The organism is Pantoea sp. IMH, assembly GCF_000599885.1.
GTDB lineage: Bacteria > Pseudomonadota > Gammaproteobacteria > Enterobacterales > Enterobacteriaceae > Erwinia.
This window is the reverse complement of the sequence record NZ_JFGT01000005.1, coordinates 416,361-436,625: the sequence shown is the minus strand read 5'-3', so window position 1 is coordinate 436,625 and position 20,265 is coordinate 416,361. Positions and strand designations below refer to the sequence as shown.

21 protein-coding genes, 1 tRNA gene and 2 pseudogenes are annotated in these 20,265 nt (G+C 50.1%); 11 read left to right on the top strand and 13 right to left on the bottom strand.

Translation table 11 applies throughout. The features are described from left to right. Positions 1-257 precede the first annotated feature (257 nt). The 3 genes from EA20_RS0110335 (at position 258) to EA20_RS0110320 (ending at position 3,037) form a co-directional block, all read left to right on the top strand. Positions 258-788, top strand: coding sequence for an RNA polymerase sigma factor (locus EA20_RS0110335; protein ID WP_024966751.1), 531 nt, complete (start codon positions 258-260; stop codon positions 786-788). A gap of 100 nt (positions 789-888) precedes the next feature. Beyond that, the gene (locus EA20_RS0110325) at positions 889-2,388 is read left to right on the top strand and encodes a PAS domain S-box protein (RefSeq protein WP_081772567.1); all 1,500 of its coding nucleotides are present in this window, start codon (positions 889-891) and stop codon (positions 2,386-2,388) included. 7 nt (positions 2,389-2,395) lie between these two features. Then, positions 2,396-3,037, top strand: coding sequence for a response regulator transcription factor (locus tag EA20_RS0110320; protein ID WP_024966749.1), 642 nt, complete (start codon positions 2,396-2,398; stop codon positions 3,035-3,037). Here the strand turns inward: EA20_RS0110320 and EA20_RS19650 are convergent. Further along, on the bottom strand, positions 3,022-3,537 hold the full coding sequence (locus EA20_RS19650; RefSeq protein WP_024966748.1) for a polyprenyl synthetase family protein: 516 nt from the start codon (positions 3,535-3,537) through the stop codon (positions 3,022-3,024). The two genes, EA20_RS0110320 and EA20_RS19650, sit on opposite strands and share 16 nt — an antisense overlap. Between EA20_RS19650 and EA20_RS21110 the strand changes: the two are divergent. Together EA20_RS21110 and EA20_RS0110310 are read left to right on the top strand one after the other, a co-directional pair. Continuing rightward, positions 3,481-3,614 (top strand): annotated as a pseudogene (locus EA20_RS21110) (transposase); the annotation flags it as partial. The gene EA20_RS19650 and the pseudogene EA20_RS21110 sit on opposite strands and share 57 nt — an antisense overlap. A gap of 832 nt (positions 3,615-4,446) precedes the next feature. Beyond that, positions 4,447-5,697, top strand: coding sequence for a hypothetical protein (locus EA20_RS0110310; protein WP_024966747.1), 1,251 nt, complete (start codon positions 4,447-4,449; stop codon positions 5,695-5,697). 96 nt (positions 5,698-5,793) lie between these two features. Here EA20_RS0110310 and EA20_RS0110305 read toward each other — a convergent pair whose 3' ends face one another. From EA20_RS0110305 to EA20_RS0110280, 6 genes are read right to left on the bottom strand one after another with little or no spacing between them, the layout of a single operon-like run. Next, positions 5,794-8,109, bottom strand: a complete 2,316-nt coding sequence (locus EA20_RS0110305) for a primase-helicase zinc-binding domain-containing protein (RefSeq protein WP_024966746.1) — start codon at positions 8,107-8,109, stop codon at positions 5,794-5,796. Positions 8,110-8,120: 11 nt separating this feature from the next. After that, positions 8,121-8,456, bottom strand: coding sequence for a DUF5375 family protein (locus tag EA20_RS0110300; RefSeq protein WP_024966745.1), 336 nt, complete (start codon positions 8,454-8,456; stop codon positions 8,121-8,123). After that, positions 8,446-8,715: a hypothetical protein gene (locus tag EA20_RS0110295; protein ID WP_024966744.1), complete on the bottom strand. Its 270-nt coding sequence runs from the start codon at positions 8,713-8,715 to the stop codon at positions 8,446-8,448. Before EA20_RS0110295 ends, EA20_RS0110300 begins: the two co-directional genes overlap by 11 nt. Then, positions 8,712-9,236, bottom strand: a complete 525-nt coding sequence (locus tag EA20_RS20205) for a host cell division inhibitor Icd-like protein (RefSeq protein WP_071995398.1) — start codon at positions 9,234-9,236, stop codon at positions 8,712-8,714. The genes EA20_RS0110295 and EA20_RS20205 overlap by 4 nt, the downstream gene beginning before the upstream one ends. Before the next feature lie 13 nt (positions 9,237-9,249). After that, a complete protein-coding gene (locus EA20_RS0110285; RefSeq protein WP_024966742.1) occupies positions 9,250-9,498 on the bottom strand; it encodes a hypothetical protein in 249 nt (82 codons plus the stop codon). Further along, positions 9,495-9,752 carry an AlpA family transcriptional regulator gene (locus EA20_RS0110280; RefSeq protein WP_024966741.1) on the bottom strand — a complete coding sequence of 86 codons (258 nt, stop codon included), beginning with the start codon at positions 9,750-9,752 and terminating at the stop codon, positions 9,495-9,497. The genes EA20_RS0110285 and EA20_RS0110280 overlap by 4 nt, the downstream gene beginning before the upstream one ends. Positions 9,753-10,325: 573 nt before the next feature. On the opposite strand from EA20_RS0110280, the gene EA20_RS0110275 reads away from it, so the two are divergent. Continuing rightward, a complete protein-coding gene (locus tag EA20_RS0110275; protein ID WP_024966740.1) occupies positions 10,326-11,036 on the top strand; it encodes a hypothetical protein in 711 nt (236 codons plus the stop codon). Beyond that, positions 11,033-11,284 (top strand): ogr/Delta-like zinc finger family protein, encoded by a 252-nt coding sequence (locus tag EA20_RS0110270; protein WP_024966739.1) that lies wholly within the window; start codon positions 11,033-11,035, stop codon positions 11,282-11,284. The genes EA20_RS0110275 and EA20_RS0110270 overlap by 4 nt, the downstream gene beginning before the upstream one ends. Before the next feature lie 317 nt (positions 11,285-11,601). On the opposite strand, the gene EA20_RS0110260 is transcribed toward EA20_RS0110270, so the two are convergent. Then, positions 11,602-12,858 carry an integrase arm-type DNA-binding domain-containing protein gene (locus EA20_RS0110260; protein ID WP_024966738.1) on the bottom strand — a complete coding sequence of 419 codons (1,257 nt, stop codon included), beginning with the start codon at positions 12,856-12,858 and terminating at the stop codon, positions 11,602-11,604. Between the two features lie 164 nt (positions 12,859-13,022). Then, a tRNA-Leu gene (locus EA20_RS0110255) sits at positions 13,023-13,107 on the bottom strand. A gap of 498 nt (positions 13,108-13,605) precedes the next feature. Between EA20_RS0110255 and EA20_RS0110245 the strand changes: the two genes are divergently transcribed. Next, a complete protein-coding gene (locus EA20_RS0110245; protein WP_024966737.1) occupies positions 13,606-14,112 on the top strand; it encodes a DUF2501 domain-containing protein in 507 nt (168 codons plus the stop codon). Between the two features lie 398 nt (positions 14,113-14,510). On the opposite strand, the gene EA20_RS0110240 is transcribed toward EA20_RS0110245, so the two are convergent. The 4 genes from EA20_RS0110240 to EA20_RS21100 all read right to left on the bottom strand — a co-directional run bounded on the left by EA20_RS0110240 (position 14,511) and on the right by EA20_RS21100 (position 17,731). Beyond that, positions 14,511-14,774, bottom strand: coding sequence for a hypothetical protein (locus tag EA20_RS0110240; RefSeq protein ID WP_024966736.1), 264 nt, complete (start codon positions 14,772-14,774; stop codon positions 14,511-14,513). Further along, complete coding sequence (locus EA20_RS21105) at positions 14,771-14,926, bottom strand: hypothetical protein (RefSeq protein WP_235192645.1); 156 nt, start codon at positions 14,924-14,926, stop codon at positions 14,771-14,773. The genes EA20_RS0110240 and EA20_RS21105 overlap by 4 nt, the downstream gene beginning before the upstream one ends. Before the next feature lie 338 nt (positions 14,927-15,264). Then, the gene (locus EA20_RS0110235; protein ID WP_024966735.1) at positions 15,265-15,549 is read right to left on the bottom strand and encodes a hypothetical protein; all 285 of its coding nucleotides are present in this window, start codon (positions 15,547-15,549) and stop codon (positions 15,265-15,267) included. A gap of 16 nt (positions 15,550-15,565) precedes the next feature. Next, positions 15,566-17,731 (bottom strand): S-type pyocin domain-containing protein, encoded by a 2,166-nt coding sequence (locus EA20_RS21100; protein ID WP_235192644.1) that lies wholly within the window; start codon positions 17,729-17,731, stop codon positions 15,566-15,568. Between the two features lie 906 nt (positions 17,732-18,637). Between EA20_RS21100 and EA20_RS0110220 the strand changes: the two are divergent. From EA20_RS0110220 to EA20_RS19975, 3 genes and pseudogenes are all read left to right on the top strand, one after another. After that, positions 18,638-19,003, top strand: a pseudogene (locus EA20_RS0110220) (Hcp family type VI secretion system effector); the annotation flags it as partial. A 76-nt stretch (positions 19,004-19,079) separates the two neighbouring features. After that, positions 19,080-19,514 carry a hypothetical protein gene (locus EA20_RS0110215; RefSeq protein WP_152540228.1) on the top strand — a complete coding sequence of 145 codons (435 nt, stop codon included), beginning with the start codon at positions 19,080-19,082 and terminating at the stop codon, positions 19,512-19,514. A 134-nt stretch (positions 19,515-19,648) separates the two neighbouring features. Next, the gene (locus EA20_RS19975) at positions 19,649-20,083 is read left to right on the top strand and encodes a hypothetical protein (RefSeq protein ID WP_024966730.1); all 435 of its coding nucleotides are present in this window, start codon (positions 19,649-19,651) and stop codon (positions 20,081-20,083) included. Positions 20,084-20,265 lie beyond the last annotated feature (182 nt).

Genomic DNA, 20,265 nt, shown 5'->3' with positions numbered 1-20,265 from the left:
TATGTGGCGATACGGCCGCCTGGGTTCCGTCAAAAATAAATAAAAAAATTCTCACCGCTGCGAAATAATTCAGCAAGGAAACTTGTGTAAAATATGGCACAGCAAATAAAACCTTTTTTGCCGATTCTTTCTCAGAAATATCCTGGAGGCTTCTCCAGTAAATAATAAAAACAAGCTGTTAGTTGATCTTTTTTTCCTGGCACAGCGCTTGCTATATCCAGTGGGCCATTACTATTGATTCCTCTGGAGAAAATAAAATGCTCAACGCAACTGCCTGTCAGCCAATTACCGTTGCCATCGACTGGGCTGAAGTTTTTAAAGAAAATAATAAGAAATTGCTGAATTTTATTCGTAAGCGTGTGGCTAATCACGAAGATGTGGAGGATATCGCACAAATGACCTGCCTGGAGGTGCTGCGCAATGGTCATAAATTTATCGGCGCGTCACGCCCGGAAACCTGGATGTTTGGTATCGCTATTAATTTGATTCGTAATTATTATAAGGGCCAGCAGGGGCGTTTTTTATTTGATTCGCTAAACGACGATATTCTTACCAATCTGCATTGTGACAGCGATCCCAGCGATATCACGGAAAATGAACGGGTTTTAGGCGCGACGCTGGCCTCGATCGAAACATTGCCGGACGATTTGAAAACCATGCTGTCGATTCTGGTTGGGCATGACGGCAGCTATCAGGATGTGGCGCAACAGCTTAATATTCCAGTGGGGACCGTTCGCTCCCGACTTTCTCGCGCCAGGGAGACGCTAAAAAGCCGTGTTTATGCCTGAGATTATCCTGACATTACGCGGGCATGATAAACTTGACGGGAAGTTTATTCTGTTGGCCCGGCGCCGGGATGTTTTTGGTGCTGATTAATGATGTAAGAAAATGGAGATCTCGCTATTGCAGGGTTATTTTAATTCAATTAATCCGGCTTTGACGCCGCCCGATACGCTTTCTTCTATTGCGCTGGATCGTATTCATGATGCGATTTATTTAGTGGACCGCAACCTGCGTATAAAATATTTCAATGAGAAGGCGTGCAAATTAATGGGCTATTCCCAGCGCGCCTTGATGCAGTTGAGCTTTGCGGTTATCGATCATGAACTACAGGATAATGATGTCACCGCGCTGTGGTGGAAACTGGCCATGCGCCCGGAGGGCATTACCTTTACTTCACAACATACGCCCCGTCGCGGAGAGCTGATCTCGGTTCAGGTTAGCTCCAGCCACTATCTTCACGGCGGCGAGCCGCACGTGCTGTGCGTGGTGCGCGATGTACGCGAGCTGAAACAGAAAGAGGCGGTCCAGCAGCTGCGTGAAAAGCAGTTTCGGGCGCTGGTGGAAAACTCGCCGGATATGATCGCGCGCTTCGATCTGACCCTGCGTTGTGTTTATGTTAATCCGCCGGTGCTGAGCTGGTTTGCAGGACGCGAACAGGAGATTTACCGCCGCCAGTTAACGGAGGCTGTTCCCCATAACGAGACCGGAATGGCGCTGCTGCGCCTGGTATCACAGAGCCTGGCGAGCGGCACCGAGGCGGAAGGCGAACTGACGCTGACGCAGGGCAGCCGTCGGCGTATTCTGCATGTGCGCAGCGTACCGGAATACGATCTGCACGGCGAGCTGGAAAGCGTGCTAACGGTCGGACGCGATATTACCGGCATTCGTCTGGCAGAAGAGGAGCTGCGCGAGGCACATCAACAGTTACGCCTGTTGGCGCGTAATCAGGAAGCCCAACGCGAGGCGGAACGTAAACATCTTGCCCATGAGATCCATGATGAACTCGGTCAGCATTTAACGTCGCTACGCGTCGGCCTGTCGCTGATCCATATGCGGTCGCCAGAAGCGGGCAAAGCGGTGCATCAGCAGGTGGATAATTTGATGCAGCTGGTCGACAGCACCATCCAGGTCGTGCGCGATGTCTCTACCCGCCTGCGCCCCAATATGTTGAACCTGGGCCTGGTGCCAGCGCTGGAGTGGCTGCGCGACGAATTCAATAAGCACAATACTACCCGCTGTATTTTTATTCCCCCGCATGAACAAGAGCTACGCCTGAGCGATGAGTGCGTAACCGCCGCGTTTCGTGTGGTCCAGGAGTCGCTAACCAATGTGCAGCGTCATGCCGGAGCCAGCAGCGTCTATATCTTTGTGAAACAGGATGGCGATAAGCTGCGGATCGATGTGGTGGATAACGGCAGAGGCTTTGATATGCAGCATGTGCGCCCGAACGCCTGGGGATTACCGGGCATGGTAGAGCGGGCGGCGATGCTGAACGGCGAGGTTTGCATCGACAGCCGTCCCGGCGAGGGCACGCGCGTCCAGTTGAGCTTTCCGCATCGCCCGCGCGTGCTTGCCCACGCCCTGTTTAACAAGAACGATAAGTGAGTAACCAATGACGCAAGCAATACGCCTGATGATTGCCGACGATCACGCCATTATGCGTGAAGGCCTGAAGCAAATTTTTCTGCTGGACGACGGCATTAACGTGGTTGGGGAAGCGGCTGACGGCGGCCAGGTGCTGGAGCGGCTGCGCGAAGGCGGCGTGGATCTGTTGCTGCTGGATATCTCTATGCCCGGCATCAGCGGCGAAGATTTGATTAACCGCATTACGCTGCAATATCCGGAGCAGCGTATTCTGGTGCTGAGCATGTATAACGAACCGCAGATCGCCCGTCGGGTGCTATACTGCGGCGCGCTGGGCTATATTACCAAAGATAAAAACCCCGAAGCGCTGCTGGCGGCGATTCGCCAGGTAGCGCGCGGATCGCGCTATATCGATCACGAGCTGGCGCAGGAGATTATTTTTTCCCACTATCAGAGCGGCGATCGCCCGCCCCATGAGGGTCTTACCATGCGCGAGCGCCAGATCATGATTATGCTGGCGCACGGCGAATCGATTAATGCCATTGCCGATGCGCTGGTAATCAGCAACAAAACCGTCAGCACCTATAAATCCCGCCTGATGAAGAAAATGGCTTTCACCACCAACGCCGAGATCGTTAAATACGCCATTAGCCATCATCTGGTGCAATAGCGCAACCGCTGACGCGCCTGCGACGAAGCATCCGCGACGATCGCCGCCATTTGTAGCGTGGCATCGAATAAGCGGCTGGTTTCCAGTTCATTGGTCAACAGGATGGTTTCGGCGCTGCGCGCTTCTTCCTTCAAGATATTGCCCCCGTATCGGCCTTGCAGGCCGACGGTGGTTGAAAGCTCCACCACCACCTGGGTTTTACAGGCGTGCGGCAGCAACTGCGCCTCCGCAACCACGCCAAAGGCGCGGCTCAGCAGCGCAACCGCCACAAGGATAGCGGCATTTTCGCCATACTGTCGATGAATAGTGGGACGGCTCCGGCGCGGCTGCGCGTTGTTTGTATAGCGACCTGCCCCCCGTTGATTAATACACCGCGATGTTAGTAATGTCTTCATCAGCAACGTGAGGACATCCCCATGAAGAAGCGATTTCCCGATGAACAGATCTTCAGCATCCTGCGCGAGGCTGAAGCCGGTATTTCCGCCCGGAAGTTCTGCCATAAGCCGCCATTTCCGACGCCACGTTTTACACGTGGCGCAAGAAGAATGGCGGCATGGAGGTGCCGGAAGTTAAGCGCCCAAGCCACCAAAGCAGCATGGCTTGCTGCACGCAGGAAACAGACTGATGCGAAGGCCGGACTCAAATACTCATACAACCTTATGTTTTAATTGAATTTTATATAAACAAAACCTAGGAGTGCCCCCTTTTGTGCCCCCACAATAATTTATGGCTATCTTTTTAAAAACAAACGTTTATGAAATTGAATAAAAATCACCCATTCCTTTTTTCTATAAAATTATTCCCCCGGTTCGGTTCCGTGCTGTAGACCCTAACCGGCGCTACCGCCCCTAAAATTGTACTATCCACTCAGAAAAAAAAGATTTTACTGAAAAGTGTTCACCCTGTTCACCTTTCATTTTTATTATTTATTATCATACAGTTAAGTGGTGATCACTTACATTTGTACTATTCATCACTCTTCACCCGAGGGTGAACACTATTCACTTTCAGACGTAAAAAATCTGGTCTGCCCAGTTTGGCTTTTTCAGATGGTTATCTATCGCACTGAAACCATTGGCTAACTTCATGGCTTGGCAAATCGGAGTTAACCTGAAGATTATGACAAAAATGTCACTCACCCATACTTATCATCTAAGATGAAAGGCTGCTATGAGCGAGAATCGGAAATTGCTAACTGCATTCTGTGTTAACAAACAGGGAGCAGGTCACGCAATCTTTCGATCTCGATAAAAAGTATCAAAATTACTTGATAGACGAGCGGAACTTTGGATGGCTGCGAGATTTCGCCGCCTGTTGTGGAACTATGAAAGGCTGTCGCAAGACTGCTGGACTTTGTGGTAAGTTCAAGACATGTTTTACATGTGTTTTTTTTGGGAGGGGGCTAATCAATGGTTGCCAGATACAAGAAGAGCCTTGAACAATTCACGATAATGCTTCACATTATCAAGACACAAAAAAATTTGTCGATAGGAGCAATCGTAGACTTTCAATTATTGCTTTTGAAAAAGATTAAAGAGGCAGAAAAAGCAATTATTCGCACAAAAGGAATAATTAAAAAACTACGTCTTGAAAAAGCAAATGATAGACCAACCAGAGAACGTTCAAAAGAAATAACAGCTCTTATAAATAAACTTGATAAAAAAACGGAGAGCTATAGATATATCATTTATATATGGAAGATGTATGGAGATAGCATTGCATTCCATTTTTGTGACAAATATGCAATAAAACACTTTCTTTACAATGAACATTATCATGTAAAGGAAACTGCCGGATTCATTTCTGGGAAAGAAGGCATCAAATCGGAAATAATGCTTTTAAAAACAGCAGCTCAAAAGAATGTGCCTGCAGTGCTTTGTGATCTTACAAATACGCTAAGACATGGCGATGTATGCCTACTAGGTCATAATGACCCCTATCCTATTGAAGTTAAAACATCAAGTAAACTGAATAATAGAGGGGAAAAACAACTTAAAAACATAGATGAGCTAAATGGCTTTTTCATAAACGATGAGGCTGAAAACTTCCGAGGTGTAGGGCCTGTAATAAGACGCGAACACATAGGAAAAGAAGAGTATCACTTGCAAGCTATCAATGATTGCATAAGTAAGTCCTATGAAGAAGGCACTAGCCATGTCTCACCAGAGAGCGGAGTTCACTATCTAGCTATAACAAAATTCAAGCAAGAAGTTTTTGACCAGATACATGGAAAGTACATTCATATGCTCAGTTTGAACGAATACAAAAGGGAAATGAATTGGCATCCCTATACACCCTTCCAACTTTCTCTAAGCCCTGAACATATATACAATTTCATAAATGGAAATTTAAGCATTTTTGTTCTTCTTGACTTGCAAGTCATAAAGAGAAGGTTTAAGAGAAATGGTCTACATATCATTTTTTTACAAGACGAGCATTGGTATGCTCAAATATCAGCAACAGGAAATATTTTAGATGGAGGGTTTAGGGTATCAATGCAATCATTTTTACGGGTTGCATTTGAGTTCCAGAGCTTGACATGGGCAATAAAACAGCACAAAAAACACTTAAATCTTTTTATGGAAGATACAGGTAAATATGGCAGAAAAATGGAAATTCCGCCTGACTGGATCGCAGCTACAGACCCTATTCCAATGTAAAGAAAATAACCACTTTTTGCGTGCCTGCTTTTTCCTGTTGTTAATGACTGCTCCTGGCACAAACCGGCCAGAGCCGGTTTGGTCTTTTCGTATTATTTATGCATCGCAGCGCGGCAGCCAGTCGGCCTCACAGTCTTCGCTCAGCTCCAGGCTAGTCTGGATGCCGTTCTTCGTCTTGCGCTTCAACAGCTCAATTTCATACTCCTTCAGCGTCTGCGGCACCGCCTGGCCGAACGCCGTCAGGCTCATGGGGTGCTGATGGCCTCTGGCCTCCATAAAGGACAGGTAGGCGTGATAGAGGTAGCGGCGCGGGTTCATTGGCCGGATATTCGCGTTGCCGATAAACAGCCCGGTCGGCGTGCTCAGCGGCGTCAGGTAGCCGCAGAAGTCGACCAGCGGGTCGGCGCTGCGCTTGATTTCCAGCGCCTCCTCCGACGACTGCTGCGCCTGTAACAGTTCGCGGGCATCATCAGGCCGGGTGAAGCGCTGCATCAGGTAACGCACGATAACCGCCAGCTCACCGGCAATCTTCTCCAGTAGTTGCGGGTCGCGCTCGCTGGCCGGTATCACGTCCGGGAACGGCAGTATTACCCTCCGACGCGAAACGCCGCCGCTGCGGTCGCTGAAGCGCATCGGGTTATTGTTCACTGCCAGTATCACCGCCGGGATGTGGGTTGAGTAGGCGTCGCGGTATTTCGGGTCAATCGCCACGGCGTCGCCGCCGGTGATCGCCTTGATGCCCGCGCCGTCGCCGCTCCACTTCTCCTGGTCCGGCAGAATAATTAAGGAGTAGCCGACGACCGAGGCGCGTTCCCGTGACGATTCCAGCGTGTCGATGGTGGCGGCCGTGGTGTTGTCCTCGCCTGCAAGCAGGCGGGCAATGGAGGCCATCACGCTTTTACCGCTGCCGCCGGGGCCGGTGACCTCAAGGAACAGCTGCCAGTCGTAGCGGTTTGCCAGCACCATAAATAACGCCGCGAGGATACGCTCCTGCTTTGTTTCATTACGTCCGGCCGCCCGCGTCAGCCACTGCCAGAAGGCAGGGGCATCGTCTGCGAGATTCTCGCCCGCCTTCGGGGTGGTGTAGTTGACGCTGTTAACGGTGCGGAGCCAGTGCTCTTTCTTGTGTGGGCCGAAGGTGCCGGTTGCGGTATCGAATACGCCATTACGAAAGCCAATCAGCCGGCGGGCCGGCGCGCCCATCTGCGGCACCATCAGCTTGAGGGTATCCACGATGCCGCCGATACCGGTTGCCGAGAACGGGGCGCGCACTTTCTGAAACAGCGCGGCAATCTCACGGCTGAGCACGCGGTAAGGCAGCACCTGCCACGCGCCGCCCTCATAGCGGCACAGGTCTTCACCGACAACCGGCACGGCCAGCGTGTTGAGGTAGTGCGTGGCCAGCAGCTCGGCCTTCTGGCTGGCGCTCATCGCCTTAAGGTCGGCCTCGCTTACCGACTCAAACGGGCTGAGCGCTTTCGGCTGCGTGAAGGCGGTCAGCATCGCCTGAGTGATCATTTCTCCTTCTGCCTGAAAGACGTCGTTCCAGTCGCCGGTCACGGGCGGCAGCGCGGGCTTCCCGTTACAGCGTTTTGAGGCCGCTTCGGCGCGCAACTGGCCGGTGCCGTTCTCGTCATTGTCGGCGGCAATCAGTATCATCGTCTCCGGGTATTCCGCGTGCAGGAGTTCCGCCAGCGCGGGCAGGTTATTGGCGCTTAATGCCACAAAAACCGCCTGCCCGGTAAGCCTGTGCACGGTCAGACCGGTGGCGTACCCTTCGGTCAGCCAGAGCGTGTCGCCCGGTTCACCCAGGCGGTGAAAGGCCTCTTTTACCTGACCGCCTGCAAGAGTGCGCTTGGTGCCGTCAGCGTTAATCAGCTGGGCGTTAACCGTGTCGCCGTTAAAGTCCGTCAGCGGCACAAGCAGATCGCCGGGCTGATAGGTGGTGTCGCTGATGCGCTTTGTGGTTGTCAGCGTCAGGGCGCTGATATCAGCCAGCCCCTTGCCGGTCAGGTAGGCGTTACCGGTGTTCGCTTTCGCACCGGCGATAAGCCGTGAAGCCTCTTTTGCGGCGTTAAGGCGCGCACGCGCCTTCTCTTCATCGGTCTTTTCCTGAGAGGTAACCAGCTTAACCGGCAGTGTGCCAGTCAGGTCGGCCACACGGCAGGCGGCCTCTTTTGTATTAACGTCCAGCGCCTTTTCAACCAGCGCCAGCCCATCGCCCGCGCCGCACTGGTTGCAGACCCACGTGCCGCGCCCGGCCTGATTGTCAAAGCGGAAGCGGTCTTTCCCGCCGCATATGGGGCACGGCGAGTGCTGACCGGCTACGTTAATGCTGATACCTAAGGCGGGCAGCAACTGAGGCCAGTGACCGGCGGCGGCGCGTACGGTGTCGGTGACGATATGTGTCATGGCTGGCCTCCTTAATGCAGCTTGGCTTTAGACGCGGCCAGACGACCGCACAGCAGTTCATCCATCATGGTTTCGCCCATGCGTGTCAGTCGCGGTGCGGCAACCAGCACGTCGGGCTGTACCATTTCGCTGAGCATGGTGCAGGCCATGTCCATGCCGTTTACCGGGCCGTACTTACGTACGTAATAGCCCTCAAGCTCCAGCGCGATGGTCATCTGCACCTCGTCAAGCGAGGCGGACACGTCGAGGCCGTAATATTCACAGGCGGAAAGATAGCCCTGGGCAACGGCGCGGCGGTAGACGGCGGTGCGCACCTCAACGGGCAGGCAGGAATGATTAGTTGTCACGGGCGGAGACCTCCATATCGGTGAGCATGACGGATTCACAGGTGCTGACCACTTTACCCAGCTGGTCAGTAAGCAGCGCCACCACGGACGCCAGCGCATCACCATCCGGCCCGCTGTGGCGGTTACCGGAGCATTCAATCACGTTCAGCATGTCGAGTACGGTCACGCCGACGTTATGGGCATGTTGAAGGCGCAGAAAATCGGCGTGGGGAATGGGATAGCTTGCGTGTTGGTTATGTCGGGCTGACAGGGTATTCATGCGGCCACCTCACACAGCGGCAGGCGACCGGCAAAGGAAAGCACGTAATCGCGGGCCAGCAGGCGGCGGGCGGCAGTTTCGGTTTCGGCGGTGGTGCGCAGCATGCAGGGACGGGCGGCGGTATCGGCGCGGCGCACGGCGGCAAATAGAAAGGTGAACTGCATGCGTGCAGAAATAAGGGTTGCGGCCATAGTGGCAGACTCCATTGAGTAGCGGTTAACGCCACTACCGGAGTTTCCACACTCTGGCGGTGGCCCGAACGGGGGTGGAAAACCGGCCTCAATGGATACCGGCCAGCCCGAAGGCTGCCCCGCCCGGGCCACCATTACTCGAGATACACAACGGCATATAAACCGGTGTGCAAGTAACAGGTGCACGAAGGCATAGACACAAAAAAAGACGCATGGCGCGTCTGGTGTCACCATTGAGTAGCTCGGGTTTCCACGCCCGGCTGCCGATTTTGCGGCAGCGGAGAAACTGTATACCGGCGGCTCGCCAGAAAAAAGCCTTTTTTTACGCATCGGGCTTTTTTCCTCAGCAATCGGTCAGGACGTGATCGGATTGAGGCGGATTTGATCGGAAGTTCTCGCCTTGCGCACTTCCACTTCCCTTTGCAGGCTTCGGCTTTCCGGTGAATACGGAAATATGGCCGTGACGACTGCTGTTAAACGCGGGCAGCGTGGCGGCTTTACCACCGGCAGCGGAAAGCAGGCTTTCGGCCACGTACACGGCCTCTTCCTTACTCAGCGGGTAACTGCAAGTGCCAAAGTTGAGCTTAATCATGCCGCACCTCCGGCACGCTGCGCGATACGGGCCTGCATCCAGTCGTCAATCTCTGACGCCAGCCAGGCGACGTTCTTGCCGCCCAGCGAAATCTGTGACGGAAACTGCTCACGGCAAATCAGGTCGTAAATAGTGGAGCGGGACAGCCCGCAGATGCTGATAACTTCCGGCAGGCGCATAAAGCGGTCGCGGGGGTATTGCAGGTCGTTTACGGACGGCGTGGCCGGGGTGGAAGGTGTAGCGGTGGAGAGCATGGTGTTACCTCAATTTGTATCCGGGCGGCGCTGGCCGGTTCCGGTCGTGTTGTGCTGGTAACCCCCTATTGTGAGAATATTTTTGCCCGTGTAAACAAGCGATTTTTTGCTGGTAAATGAACAAAGTGGTTGATTTGTAAGAGAGGTAAACTGTGACAATGTTTTGGCATATCTTGGCCCATTGTGGCAAATGAATGCGCCACTTCCAGTTCTGTAAGTTTTACTTTTTATTCCAATAAGTTCTAATTGCATCACCCCTCTGTTTTAGCCTGAGTGAGTTTTAATCTCAAAATCAGGCTTGCCAGAAAAAGGGCGTTTCAAAACCGGGTGAACAGTGGTGAACACCCGGTGAACAGGTAATCCTAAAGTGTTCACCCCTCTACTTACTGTATTTATTATCTTTTTTCTTAAGGTGAAGAGTAGTGAACAGTTTCATATAAAACTAAAAGCTCAGCAGGGGGGCAGGTCAGAATGTAGCCGTGTTTGCTGAGCGACAGACAGACAGCAATGGAATGATTTGTCCGGTGGTGAACGACAGAATAGCGACATACTTTACAGACAGAGAGAAAAGCTATGAGCACCCCGGAAAAGAGCAGTACCCTGGCAGCCTTTGAGCAGGCCCGTACCGCACACCTTGAGAAGATGAAAGAGTACAACGCCATCTGCGCCGATATCACCCGCTGCACGAAAGAGCGTGAAGCGGCCATTGAGGCAGGAAAGGAAGCCGAAACAAACTGGCGGATGCGCTTTCGCAGCCTGCGCGGCAACCTGACCGACGAGCTGAAAGCGGAGCACAGCCAGCGCATCGCCAGCCGGGAGCTGGCGGAAGAGTTTACCGGGCTGATTGCCGAGCTGGAGCTGGATAAGCAGGTCGCCATGCTGAATGCATGCGGCACGGGTAAGGAATATATCTACGCGCACAAGCTGGCGTTTAACGAGTTTGCTGATGCAACTTGGCTGTCGGCACTGCGCAACGTCAGTCCGTCGCTCTTATGGGCCATCCGCCTGCGTCTTCAGCGTGAGAAGGTTAATCCCCGTGACGACGACGAGCGCAGCGACGTACAGGTCGTGGCGGAGCTGATTGGTAACGCGCTGACCCGCGCGGCGGCCGCTTTGCCAGAGAAGGCGCTGACCGAAGCTCCGGTGCTAAAGAATATCGGCCTGTGGCGTCCGGCGCTCACCGGCGTGGATATGGTGCTGTATGCAAATCCGATTAAGCGCAACAGGGCGTGGGATGCCATCCATGTACACCGCCCGTGGATAAGGGAAGGTAAAAAGAAATGATGCACTGTCCGTACTGCAAAAGCCCGGCGCATACCCGTTCAAGCCGGTATATGTCTGAACAGGTGAAGGAACGTTATCACCAGTGCACAAACCTTGACTGTTCCTGCACCTTCAAAACGAATGAGAGTATTACGAAGGTGATTACGGCGCCGCCGCAGCCCGAACCGGCCCCCGCAGTCATCCCGGAGCTGATTAAAGAACGCCAGACCATCGGGCGCTACGGCTCGGCCTTCCGCACTCTCCATTAACCATCATGGCCGCTGAAAACAGCGGCTTTTTTGTCTCCGGTTTTCGTCCTTTCAACGCCCTTTTTCTGGCCAGCCCGGTTTGTAAAGAGCGATGCATGCATAAGGTGCATGGATTTGCATGCATAATGCAGCGCCCCAAATATCCTGTCAGCCCACTCCCGGCGAGGCTTTGCCCGGTTCATGCATCTGCATAAAAACCGATGCATAAAGCGGGCAGGCGAGGCGGGGGTAGCATTGCGCGCTGAGGGGAAAAACAATATAGCTTAGTGCCAAACATGCTTTTGTTTTGGAGTGGCTAAATTGCGCATCGCAATACCTCACTTACGTTTTGCATAATCGTAAGGAGAGACGTACTCACTACTGTTTGCATAAAGAAAATCCGCCCACCATTGCACCATCAATCTGCGTTCATCTAAATGCTCAGAAGTATGAATGTAAGCAGCGCGTACATTATTACGCTCGGAGTGGCTCAACTGCCGCTCAATCGCATCATCACTCCATAATCCCGACTCACCCAGCGCACCTCGTGCCATTGTCCTGAAGCCATGCCCACAAACCTCGGTTTTCGTGTCATACCCCATAGCACGCAGAGCATTATTAACCGTGTTTTCGCTCATGACTTTTTTGGGGTCGTGATCGCCGGGGAAAAGTCTCTCGTTGTCACCGCTTAATTGCTTCAGCTTTTCCAAGAGGGCTAAAACCTGACGGCTTAGCGGTACAAGATGCTCCTCTTTCATTTTCATACCACGGTGGGAGTAACGAACTCCTTCAATCTCTTTGCGTTGTGCAGGAACCCGCCACAAAGCCCTTTCAAAATCGAACTCATCCCACCGGGCAAAGCGCAGCTCACTGGAGCGGACAAAAGTCAGTAATGAAAGCTCGACGGCTATGCGCGTCATGATACGGCCACGGTATGCGGCAAGCCGCGCAAGAAACTCAGGAAAACGGCTGAAGGGTAATGCGGGATAATGACGGGCCTTGACCGTAGAAAGTGCACCGGCCATATCAACAGCCGGATTAGACTCAATGTAATCGTTCTGCACGGCATAGCGCATTATCGCAGTAACACGCTGCTGAAGGCGCTGAGCGACATCATGCCTGCCACTTGCATCAACGGCCTTAATGGGTGCTAGCAGCTGGCTGGTTTTCAGCTTGCGAACGTCTGCCAAACCAATATGAGGAAAAATATACAGTTCGAGGTAGCGCAGGATCCGTGAACGATGGTCATCACTCCAGCGCTTGTTACTGGCATGCCATTCGCGAGCGATCGTTTCAAAAGTGTAGGCCCCCGCATTTTCAGCCTGGGCTTCTTTCTGCTCAGCTTTGGGATCAATCCCCTGCCCTAACATCTTTTTAGCTTCGTCACGCTTAGCACGCGCCTGGGCAAGCGTTACTATCGGCCAGACGCCAAAGGCAAGCCGGTCTTCTTTTTTGTCGGCTGGCCGTCGGTACTTCATACGCCAGTACTTTGATCCTTTGGTCGTGATCTCAAGATACAAACCGCCACCATCAGCCATTTTATAGGTTTTTTCTTTAGGCTTTGCAGTGTCGACTTGGCGGGCATTCAGCTTCATTTTGGGGGCACATTTCTTATCGAAGTGGGGATGCCCCCAATTATGCCCCCAGCGGGGTTTGGATTGCAACGGATGTGCTCGGACGACGCCGGATGATAAAATCATCCTACACAATGATTTTTAAGGTTTTTTTGGACTTCCCCGGACGGGGATGGACAGGATACTGGTGCCGAAGGCCGGACTCGAACCGGCACATCTTTCGATGGTTGATTTTGAATCAACTGCGTCTACCGATTTCGCCACTTCGGCACTGAAGGGTATGCGGAAAACGCTGTGGATTATACCCTTACCCCCTGTTTCCGCAACCCCTATCCGCAGAGGCGCGTGCAACCGCTGTAAAATTCACCACTACCGCGTATTTTTCCCTCCGTGCTTCCTGAAAATATCCCACTTCTTCAGCACATTTACTTCCTCCCAATATACTTTCTCTCCACCGCCGCCCCCGACGTCAAATATGAAATCAGCAATAGCAATCTCAGGCTGGCTGTAAAAGGTAACGTCTACCATTTTACCAATGTCGCCAACACCACCACGATTTACCTGACGGCCTTACCCTTTTAGCGGATGGATACCCAGGCCAATGCCGCGCCACAAGAGTCTCTTAAGATTACTCTCAAACCCCTGGTGTACTTACGGCTTCTTTTTCCTGTCATGGGAACTCCTCCGGCGGCCCGCAGTCCGAAAGGAGATCCTGTCGCCATGCCAGGGCTGGCGGCGGCACAGGCTAATTACTAAAAGGGTATGTAAATGAAAGCAGTTTCAATGATGATGGTGGCGCTGGCAGTATCTTCTTCCTTGCTGGCAGGTGCAGCGTCGGCAGCAAGCTGGCAGGAGCAGTTAAGCAGCGCGGCGAATGCGCTCAGCCAGGACTCCAATTCCAGCTCATCCACCAATACGCAGGGCAATGGCCTGTCGCTGGGTGCGCTGACCGGCCTGCTGAACGGCGGCAGCCAGACGCTGAGCGCTAACAGCATGACCAATGCCGCAGGCGTGCTGCAGTACTGCGTGCAGAACAATATCGTGGATAACAACGTTAACTCGGTCAAAGATCAGCTGATGGGCAAACTGGGTCTGGAAGACACGCAGAAAGCCAAAGAAACCACCGATTACAAGCAGGGTCTGATGGGACTACTGAACACCGCCGACAACCAGCAGATCAACCTGAAAAGCCTGGGCGACACCGCACTGGGCAAGAAGGTGAAAACCAAAGCCTGCGACCTGGTGCTGAAGCAGAGTAGCCAGTTTATCTCTTGATAATGGCGAAGTTGGTTCTTAGCCCGGCTTGCTGATTCCTCATGCACCCAGAATGACGGGAAAAACGGGCATTATATAAAGCGTCTCGCGTAATGGATGGCGCGAGACAATCGCTCTAGCTATCCCGACGCATCCAGCAACTATAGACTGATAACCGGTAATGCAGGGAATACAGACTGGTACGGACAACATGCTTGCTCTTCGGGTAAGAAATGCGGTAAAAAATCTTTTAAGCCGAAACCGGATAACATATATAAGCATGTGGGAAGTTATCGCCGTTATCCTGACAATACCTCGAATCGTAATTTTCTGCGCGAATTCTCCCGCTGAGATACGGTAGTATAATAGATACATACTGTTAAAAACGCCACCCTTACGGATGGCATATATATTAAAAATTATTCGATACCATATCTCTTCTCAGTGACAAACACTGGCTCTTGCCAATATGGTCCTTTAATGGCATGTCCTTTTTCGTTTTTTGCTAATTTTCCCTCTTTGATTAACCTCTGAAAAGATATCAGAAGCTCGCGTTTTGCGGCCACCTCAAAACTATACCGGACATAAATACGATCTATATCAGGGTAAGATCTTTTCGGAGCAAAGAATAAAAGAACATCTTCAACGCTCTCATTTTCAATCATTTTTTTAAAATCAATCATGGATTTTCTCGCTTATCTTGTTCTTCATAAGCCTTGTCTGCTTCTGGTGTATACAAAGGCTGAGTTTTCTCGTTTGTTTTGTAATCTTCTAAAGTAGCAGTATGTGCGTTATTCCAGACGGACTCTTCTTCCATATCATCAGGTACACCCAAAGCCCTGTACCGCTACAGTTCCCTGAGTTCATGGGTATAGAAACGATTGTCGGTGTCGATGGGCTGCATCTCTCCTTTCAGGATTCTCCCCAGCCGGAAAATGATTAATAACTGCCTTACATGGTTTAATGACGCCTGTTTTTTCATGTTAAATCAACAAGATAATAAAATAAATGTGTTTTGTTAAGATAAACCGAATGACATATATTTATTCATGCTAACAATAGCCGCTATGCTAATAAAACCTAGAATCGTAACTTTTAAAACCCTTCTATTTTATAATCAAAAAATTATTTTTAATGGTAAAACGCCACCAGAAAAGGTGGCGCATAAGAAAACTATTCAACCCCGTATTTTTTCTCGGCTACAAATGCAGGAACCTGCCAGTTAGGGCCCTTTTGATAGATATAAGTTTTTCCTGAGAAGATCCTACCTAACTCCTCCAGGTGCTTTACTTCATGAATTAGTTTAATGTTATAAGATTTATATTTTTCAGCAGCCTTATGCTTGCCGAAAAATCGGTCCATAGTCGGATAGTCTATACCATTCTCTCTATGACTAACCAAAAATAAAATAACATCACCCATAGTTTCATTCTTAACCATTGCATCAAAATCAATCATTTAAATACCTCAATATTTATTCTAATGCGTTCAGTGCTTCTGGTGTATACAAAAGCGCTTCATCAGAAGCTAACTGATAATCTTCAAGTGTTGCTGTATGTGTGTTATTCCATACTTCAGCCTTATTTTCTGGTACCTCACCATCCTTAACACCCAAAGCCCTGTACCGCTCCAGTTCTCTGATTTCATGGGTATAGAAACGCTTGTCGGTGTCGGTGGGCTGCATCTCTCCTTTCAGGATTTTTTCCAGCCGGTCAATCATTACCTTGTTGGCATCCGACTCACCAAACCGTCCCGTATGCAGCTTAACCTTATCCACGCCGGCACGATCTATTGACGCCGATCTCCAGTCCAAATCCTGAATCGGCCCACCGGCTTTATCCGTATTGTAGTCACGACCGCTGTATTTTCCTCTGGCATTGGTTTCGCCGTAAGGGTCGCTCAGCACAACATAGACCGGCTCCACGCCTGTTCCCGCCGCGTCAGGACGCCAGTATATAAAGTCCTGAGACTTATCAATTTCTGGCACTGGCGTCGTGGTTATCACGGGCGTCTGCACTGAGATGACTTTATTTCCGATCAATACCGGTTCTGAGGTTTTACCAAAATCGACAGGATTGACTGTCACCCCGCTCAGTACAGGATTTGATGGAACCTGCGGGTTCTGATTTCCTGTATTCCATCCCCCTCCTGACGCGGGCGCTGGGTTTACCAGGATAGTGCGCGACGGTGCGCCAGGTATGGCCGGTAAAGTGATACGATCCAGGCCTGTTACTGCATCCCGAACGGCATTCAGAACAGGCACGGCGGCTGGAAGTGATACACCATCAGTTTTCAGTAATTGCAGCGCCAACTGCCCGTTACGCCAGGCCAGATGTCCACGAACGGGCAGGTTAACGTTTGTTGCACCCGGTTCAATTTTTATATTTTCACCAGTCAGATGCCGCGCGTTAAGCGCAAGCATCGCTTCCACGTCTCTGCCTGGCACGTTATCTGAACCTTCTCCTGCTGGCGCTGACCAGAGCAACATAGTGACAGAGGCCACCGTCGCTCCAGCTATCCCTGCAATACCCGATGCTGTGAGATGTCGAAGTGATGTGCTGACACTTGCTTCAATAAGGTTAAGAGTGTCACCGGTAGCAGCCCATACTCCTCTGCCTGCCAGTGAAAGTTGCGCAGAAGATGCAGCATTGTTCAGTGACATCACGCCGGAAGCACTTAACGAAGCTTCTGCCGCCTTTACCATTTCCGGAGTGTATTTGGGTGGGGCTATTACTCCCGCCTTTGCAAAAAGTTCCTTTCTGGCCTCTTCATTTGCCCGAGCTTCTGCCTCTGCTTTTGCTCTGGCTTTTGCCTCTGCCTCAGCTCTGGCTTTTGACTCTGCCTCAGCTCTGGCTTTTGTTTCTGCCTCAGCTCTGGCTTTTGCTTCTGCCTCAGCTCTGGCTTTTGCTTCTGCCTCAGCTTTGGCCTTCGCTTCTGCCTCAGCTTTGGCCTTCGCTTCTGCCTCAGCTCTCGCTTTTGCTTCTGCCTCAGCTTTGGCCTTCGCTTCTGCCTCAGCTTTAGCCTTTGCCTGCGCCGCAGCTCTGGCCTTCGCTTCTGCCTCAGCTTTGGCTTTTGCCTCTTTTTCCTGACGTTTCTCACGGACAAAATGGATCATTCCGAGTTCATTTTTCGCCCGCAGTGTCTTCAGTCGGGCTGCAGTAATCCTCCTGCCTGCCTGGGTACTATTTGCCAGACGGGCATTGTCGGCGATGATCTTCTTCAGTGCTGCTATGCGTGCGTCAGAAATATCGCCTTTGTAAGTGACACTAATACTGCTGTTGGCTTCCGCCACTGCCTCCACGCTATTGCTGGTATTTTTCAGGTTGTCAGGGACAGGCCCCAGATCGACCCATGCAGGAGAAATATCCCCGTTTAGCTCCACAGTCGCCGTTTTGCTAAGTCCATATATGTGACCTTCATCAATAAAGTAAGATATAAATTCCGTGGGCGGAATGCCTGCCGATCGCGCCAGTTTATCTCCGATATAGCCCAGAGTTGATGAAGCGGTATTACTCTGCTTTTTTCCCCCACCAGAATTGTCCTTACCGGCGCCCCCGCCATTTCCGCGCGGGCTTTGTGAGCCAGGTTCAGATGATGAGGCACTTACCGTCATCGTTCCCTGATCGTTGCTGTTACTCATATTATTTACCTCTTCCTTATGGTTAATAAGAGCATTGAATCTATGGGGCAGCGTCCCGGCATATGCCATCATACTGCTCTCTCATCTTAAATTCCGAACCAGAGAGAAAGTAATTCCTTAGGTTTATTATTCAGAACAAAATTTAGCAAGGAAATAAGTAATATAAACCTCTGCAGAACCATGGCGTATTCTAATGACTGCACCACTATCTTATTGCTTAATGATTTCACGTAACATGTTATCGTCACCCAATAATAACAGGCATATCTAAGAAAGTTGTGATCATCAGCTTTTTACAAAAACTAAACCACCCGTTATCTTTGATAATTGATATCATTTGATTATCAATGTTACTTACGCATTGCAACATTGAAAGAAATAGTTGACTTGTTTTAGTAGCAAAGTGCTTATCTACGTAAAAAACACGCAAAAGGCCTCCAGCATCAACGAACCGAACAAATAGCAGCGTGGGGAACACCTCATCATATCAGCATCAGCCATCTGATCCGGCGCCTTCCCCACTGACAAGCGGTAAAACGATCTCTGAAGCAATGTGACTATCATAGTCCGGGAAGTGAACATTATGGAATTACAGAAGCAAGACAATAACAGATACCCTCATAGCGGCGTTCTGGAATGGATATTTATCGGTTGATAAAATTTCGGACTCTCTTTTCTCAGAAAAGCAGGAAACCCCACTGGGAAAGTATTCAAATAGTAGAGAAACGGTGCATAGAAACTCATTCTTTGCAGACAATAAGACCGATTAATAAATAATCAATTATTAGTTGATGCATATCAAACCAGAATTAACTTTAACAGTCCGGCACTGGTAAACAACCCGGGGATTTTGCTATCTGTTAGCGCAAAGGAATTTTTAATCAGCTGACAATATAAGGAAATATTATGGCTATCCCAGCATACCTGTGGCTTAAAGACGATGGCGGCGCAGATATCAAAGGCTCGGTTGAGGTTTTTGATCGTGAAAACAGCATCGAAATTATCAGCTTTACTCACGGCCTCAGTATCCCAACAGACGACCACACAGGTAAACTTACCGGTACACGTATACATAGCGCCCTTGAATTTGAGAAAGAATTCGACTCCTCCAGCCCTTATCTCTACAAAGCAGTAGCAACCGGTCAGACGTTAAAAAGCGCAGAAATAAAATGGTACCGCCTCAACCATGCCGGACAGGAAGAGGAGTATTTCAATATGTTCCTGGAGGGCGTTAAGGTCTTAGGGATAGCAGGCGAGCCCCCGGTACGGCATCAAACGGTTGTATAATTCTTGACCCTCATTACCGAAGAGTCATCTGGGAAAGTCTGGATAAAGAGGTAATCATACAGTGAAATTATTAATTTTTACGCTGTTAGTTTTTTCCGTTAGCTCTTTTGCTTCCCCAGTGAAAGATGATAATTGCAAATCACCTGTATCTGGCATCTCATCATCATTAATGAATGATATGTACAATACGATGAAAATTGATACTGACAGTATAGATAAACAAAAAACCACAACCGAATTACTCTTTAATGAACCTGTGGATGAAAATTTAGCCTATCAGTATGCCACTGATGATTACAGGGCAACCCCCGACAGATGGATGACTGCAAAGGATTATTTCGATACTTATTTCACCTACAACCCAAGAAATCTGATAATAAAATTCACGTTTTTCAAAAAAGAGAAAAAAGATATCTTTTTAGTATCAGCCTTCGTCAACGACTATGAATGTAGCGTCAGGTATAATGGCTATATTATAGTTAAGCGCGAGTTCTGATCTAATACTTCCCCCAATGCCAACGCAAAGGGGGTTCAACTGCTGCCGGGTACAGCGTCAAATGGTTGCATTGTTACAAAACTGAGCGTCAGAAAGTATATATGGGATAGCAATGACAAGGAGATTATTATTAAATGAATAAGATATTACTACTTGCATTAATTTCTTTCCCAGCATTCTTATTCGCAACTCAATCCGAACCCTGTATCAGAACGGGTTCGTCAATTGATATTGATATGATTGACGCCATGGAACAGAATATGAAAATTGATATCAGTACTGTCATAAGGAAGAAGACCACTACGCAACTCATTGAAAAAGTCAGAGTAAATGACAGACTGGCGGAGCTTTATGCTGTCAATGATCAAAAAAAATCGCCGGAGAGATGGCTTTCCGTAAGAGACTATAAAGAAATATATTTTGATGATGGAGCGGAAAATTTAATCGTGAAACTGGTTTATGAAAATAACCAGGGAAAGCATAATATTTTTTATGCTTCAGCAATAGTTAATGATTATGAATGCAGTATAAGGTTTAATGGTTATATCATAGCCCAGCGTGAATTTTGATCTAATTCTTCCCCCAATGCCAACGCAAAGGGGGTCAACTGCTGACACATCACTTTCCGCAGGGATATATCAGCCTGACTCTCTTCTCTCAAGCATCTGTCCCTCGTTTCTATCCTCGCGCCTGCTCTGCGTCCCGGTATACCATACCGGAAAGCAAAACGTCCCGTCGCGGGGCGGCTGAC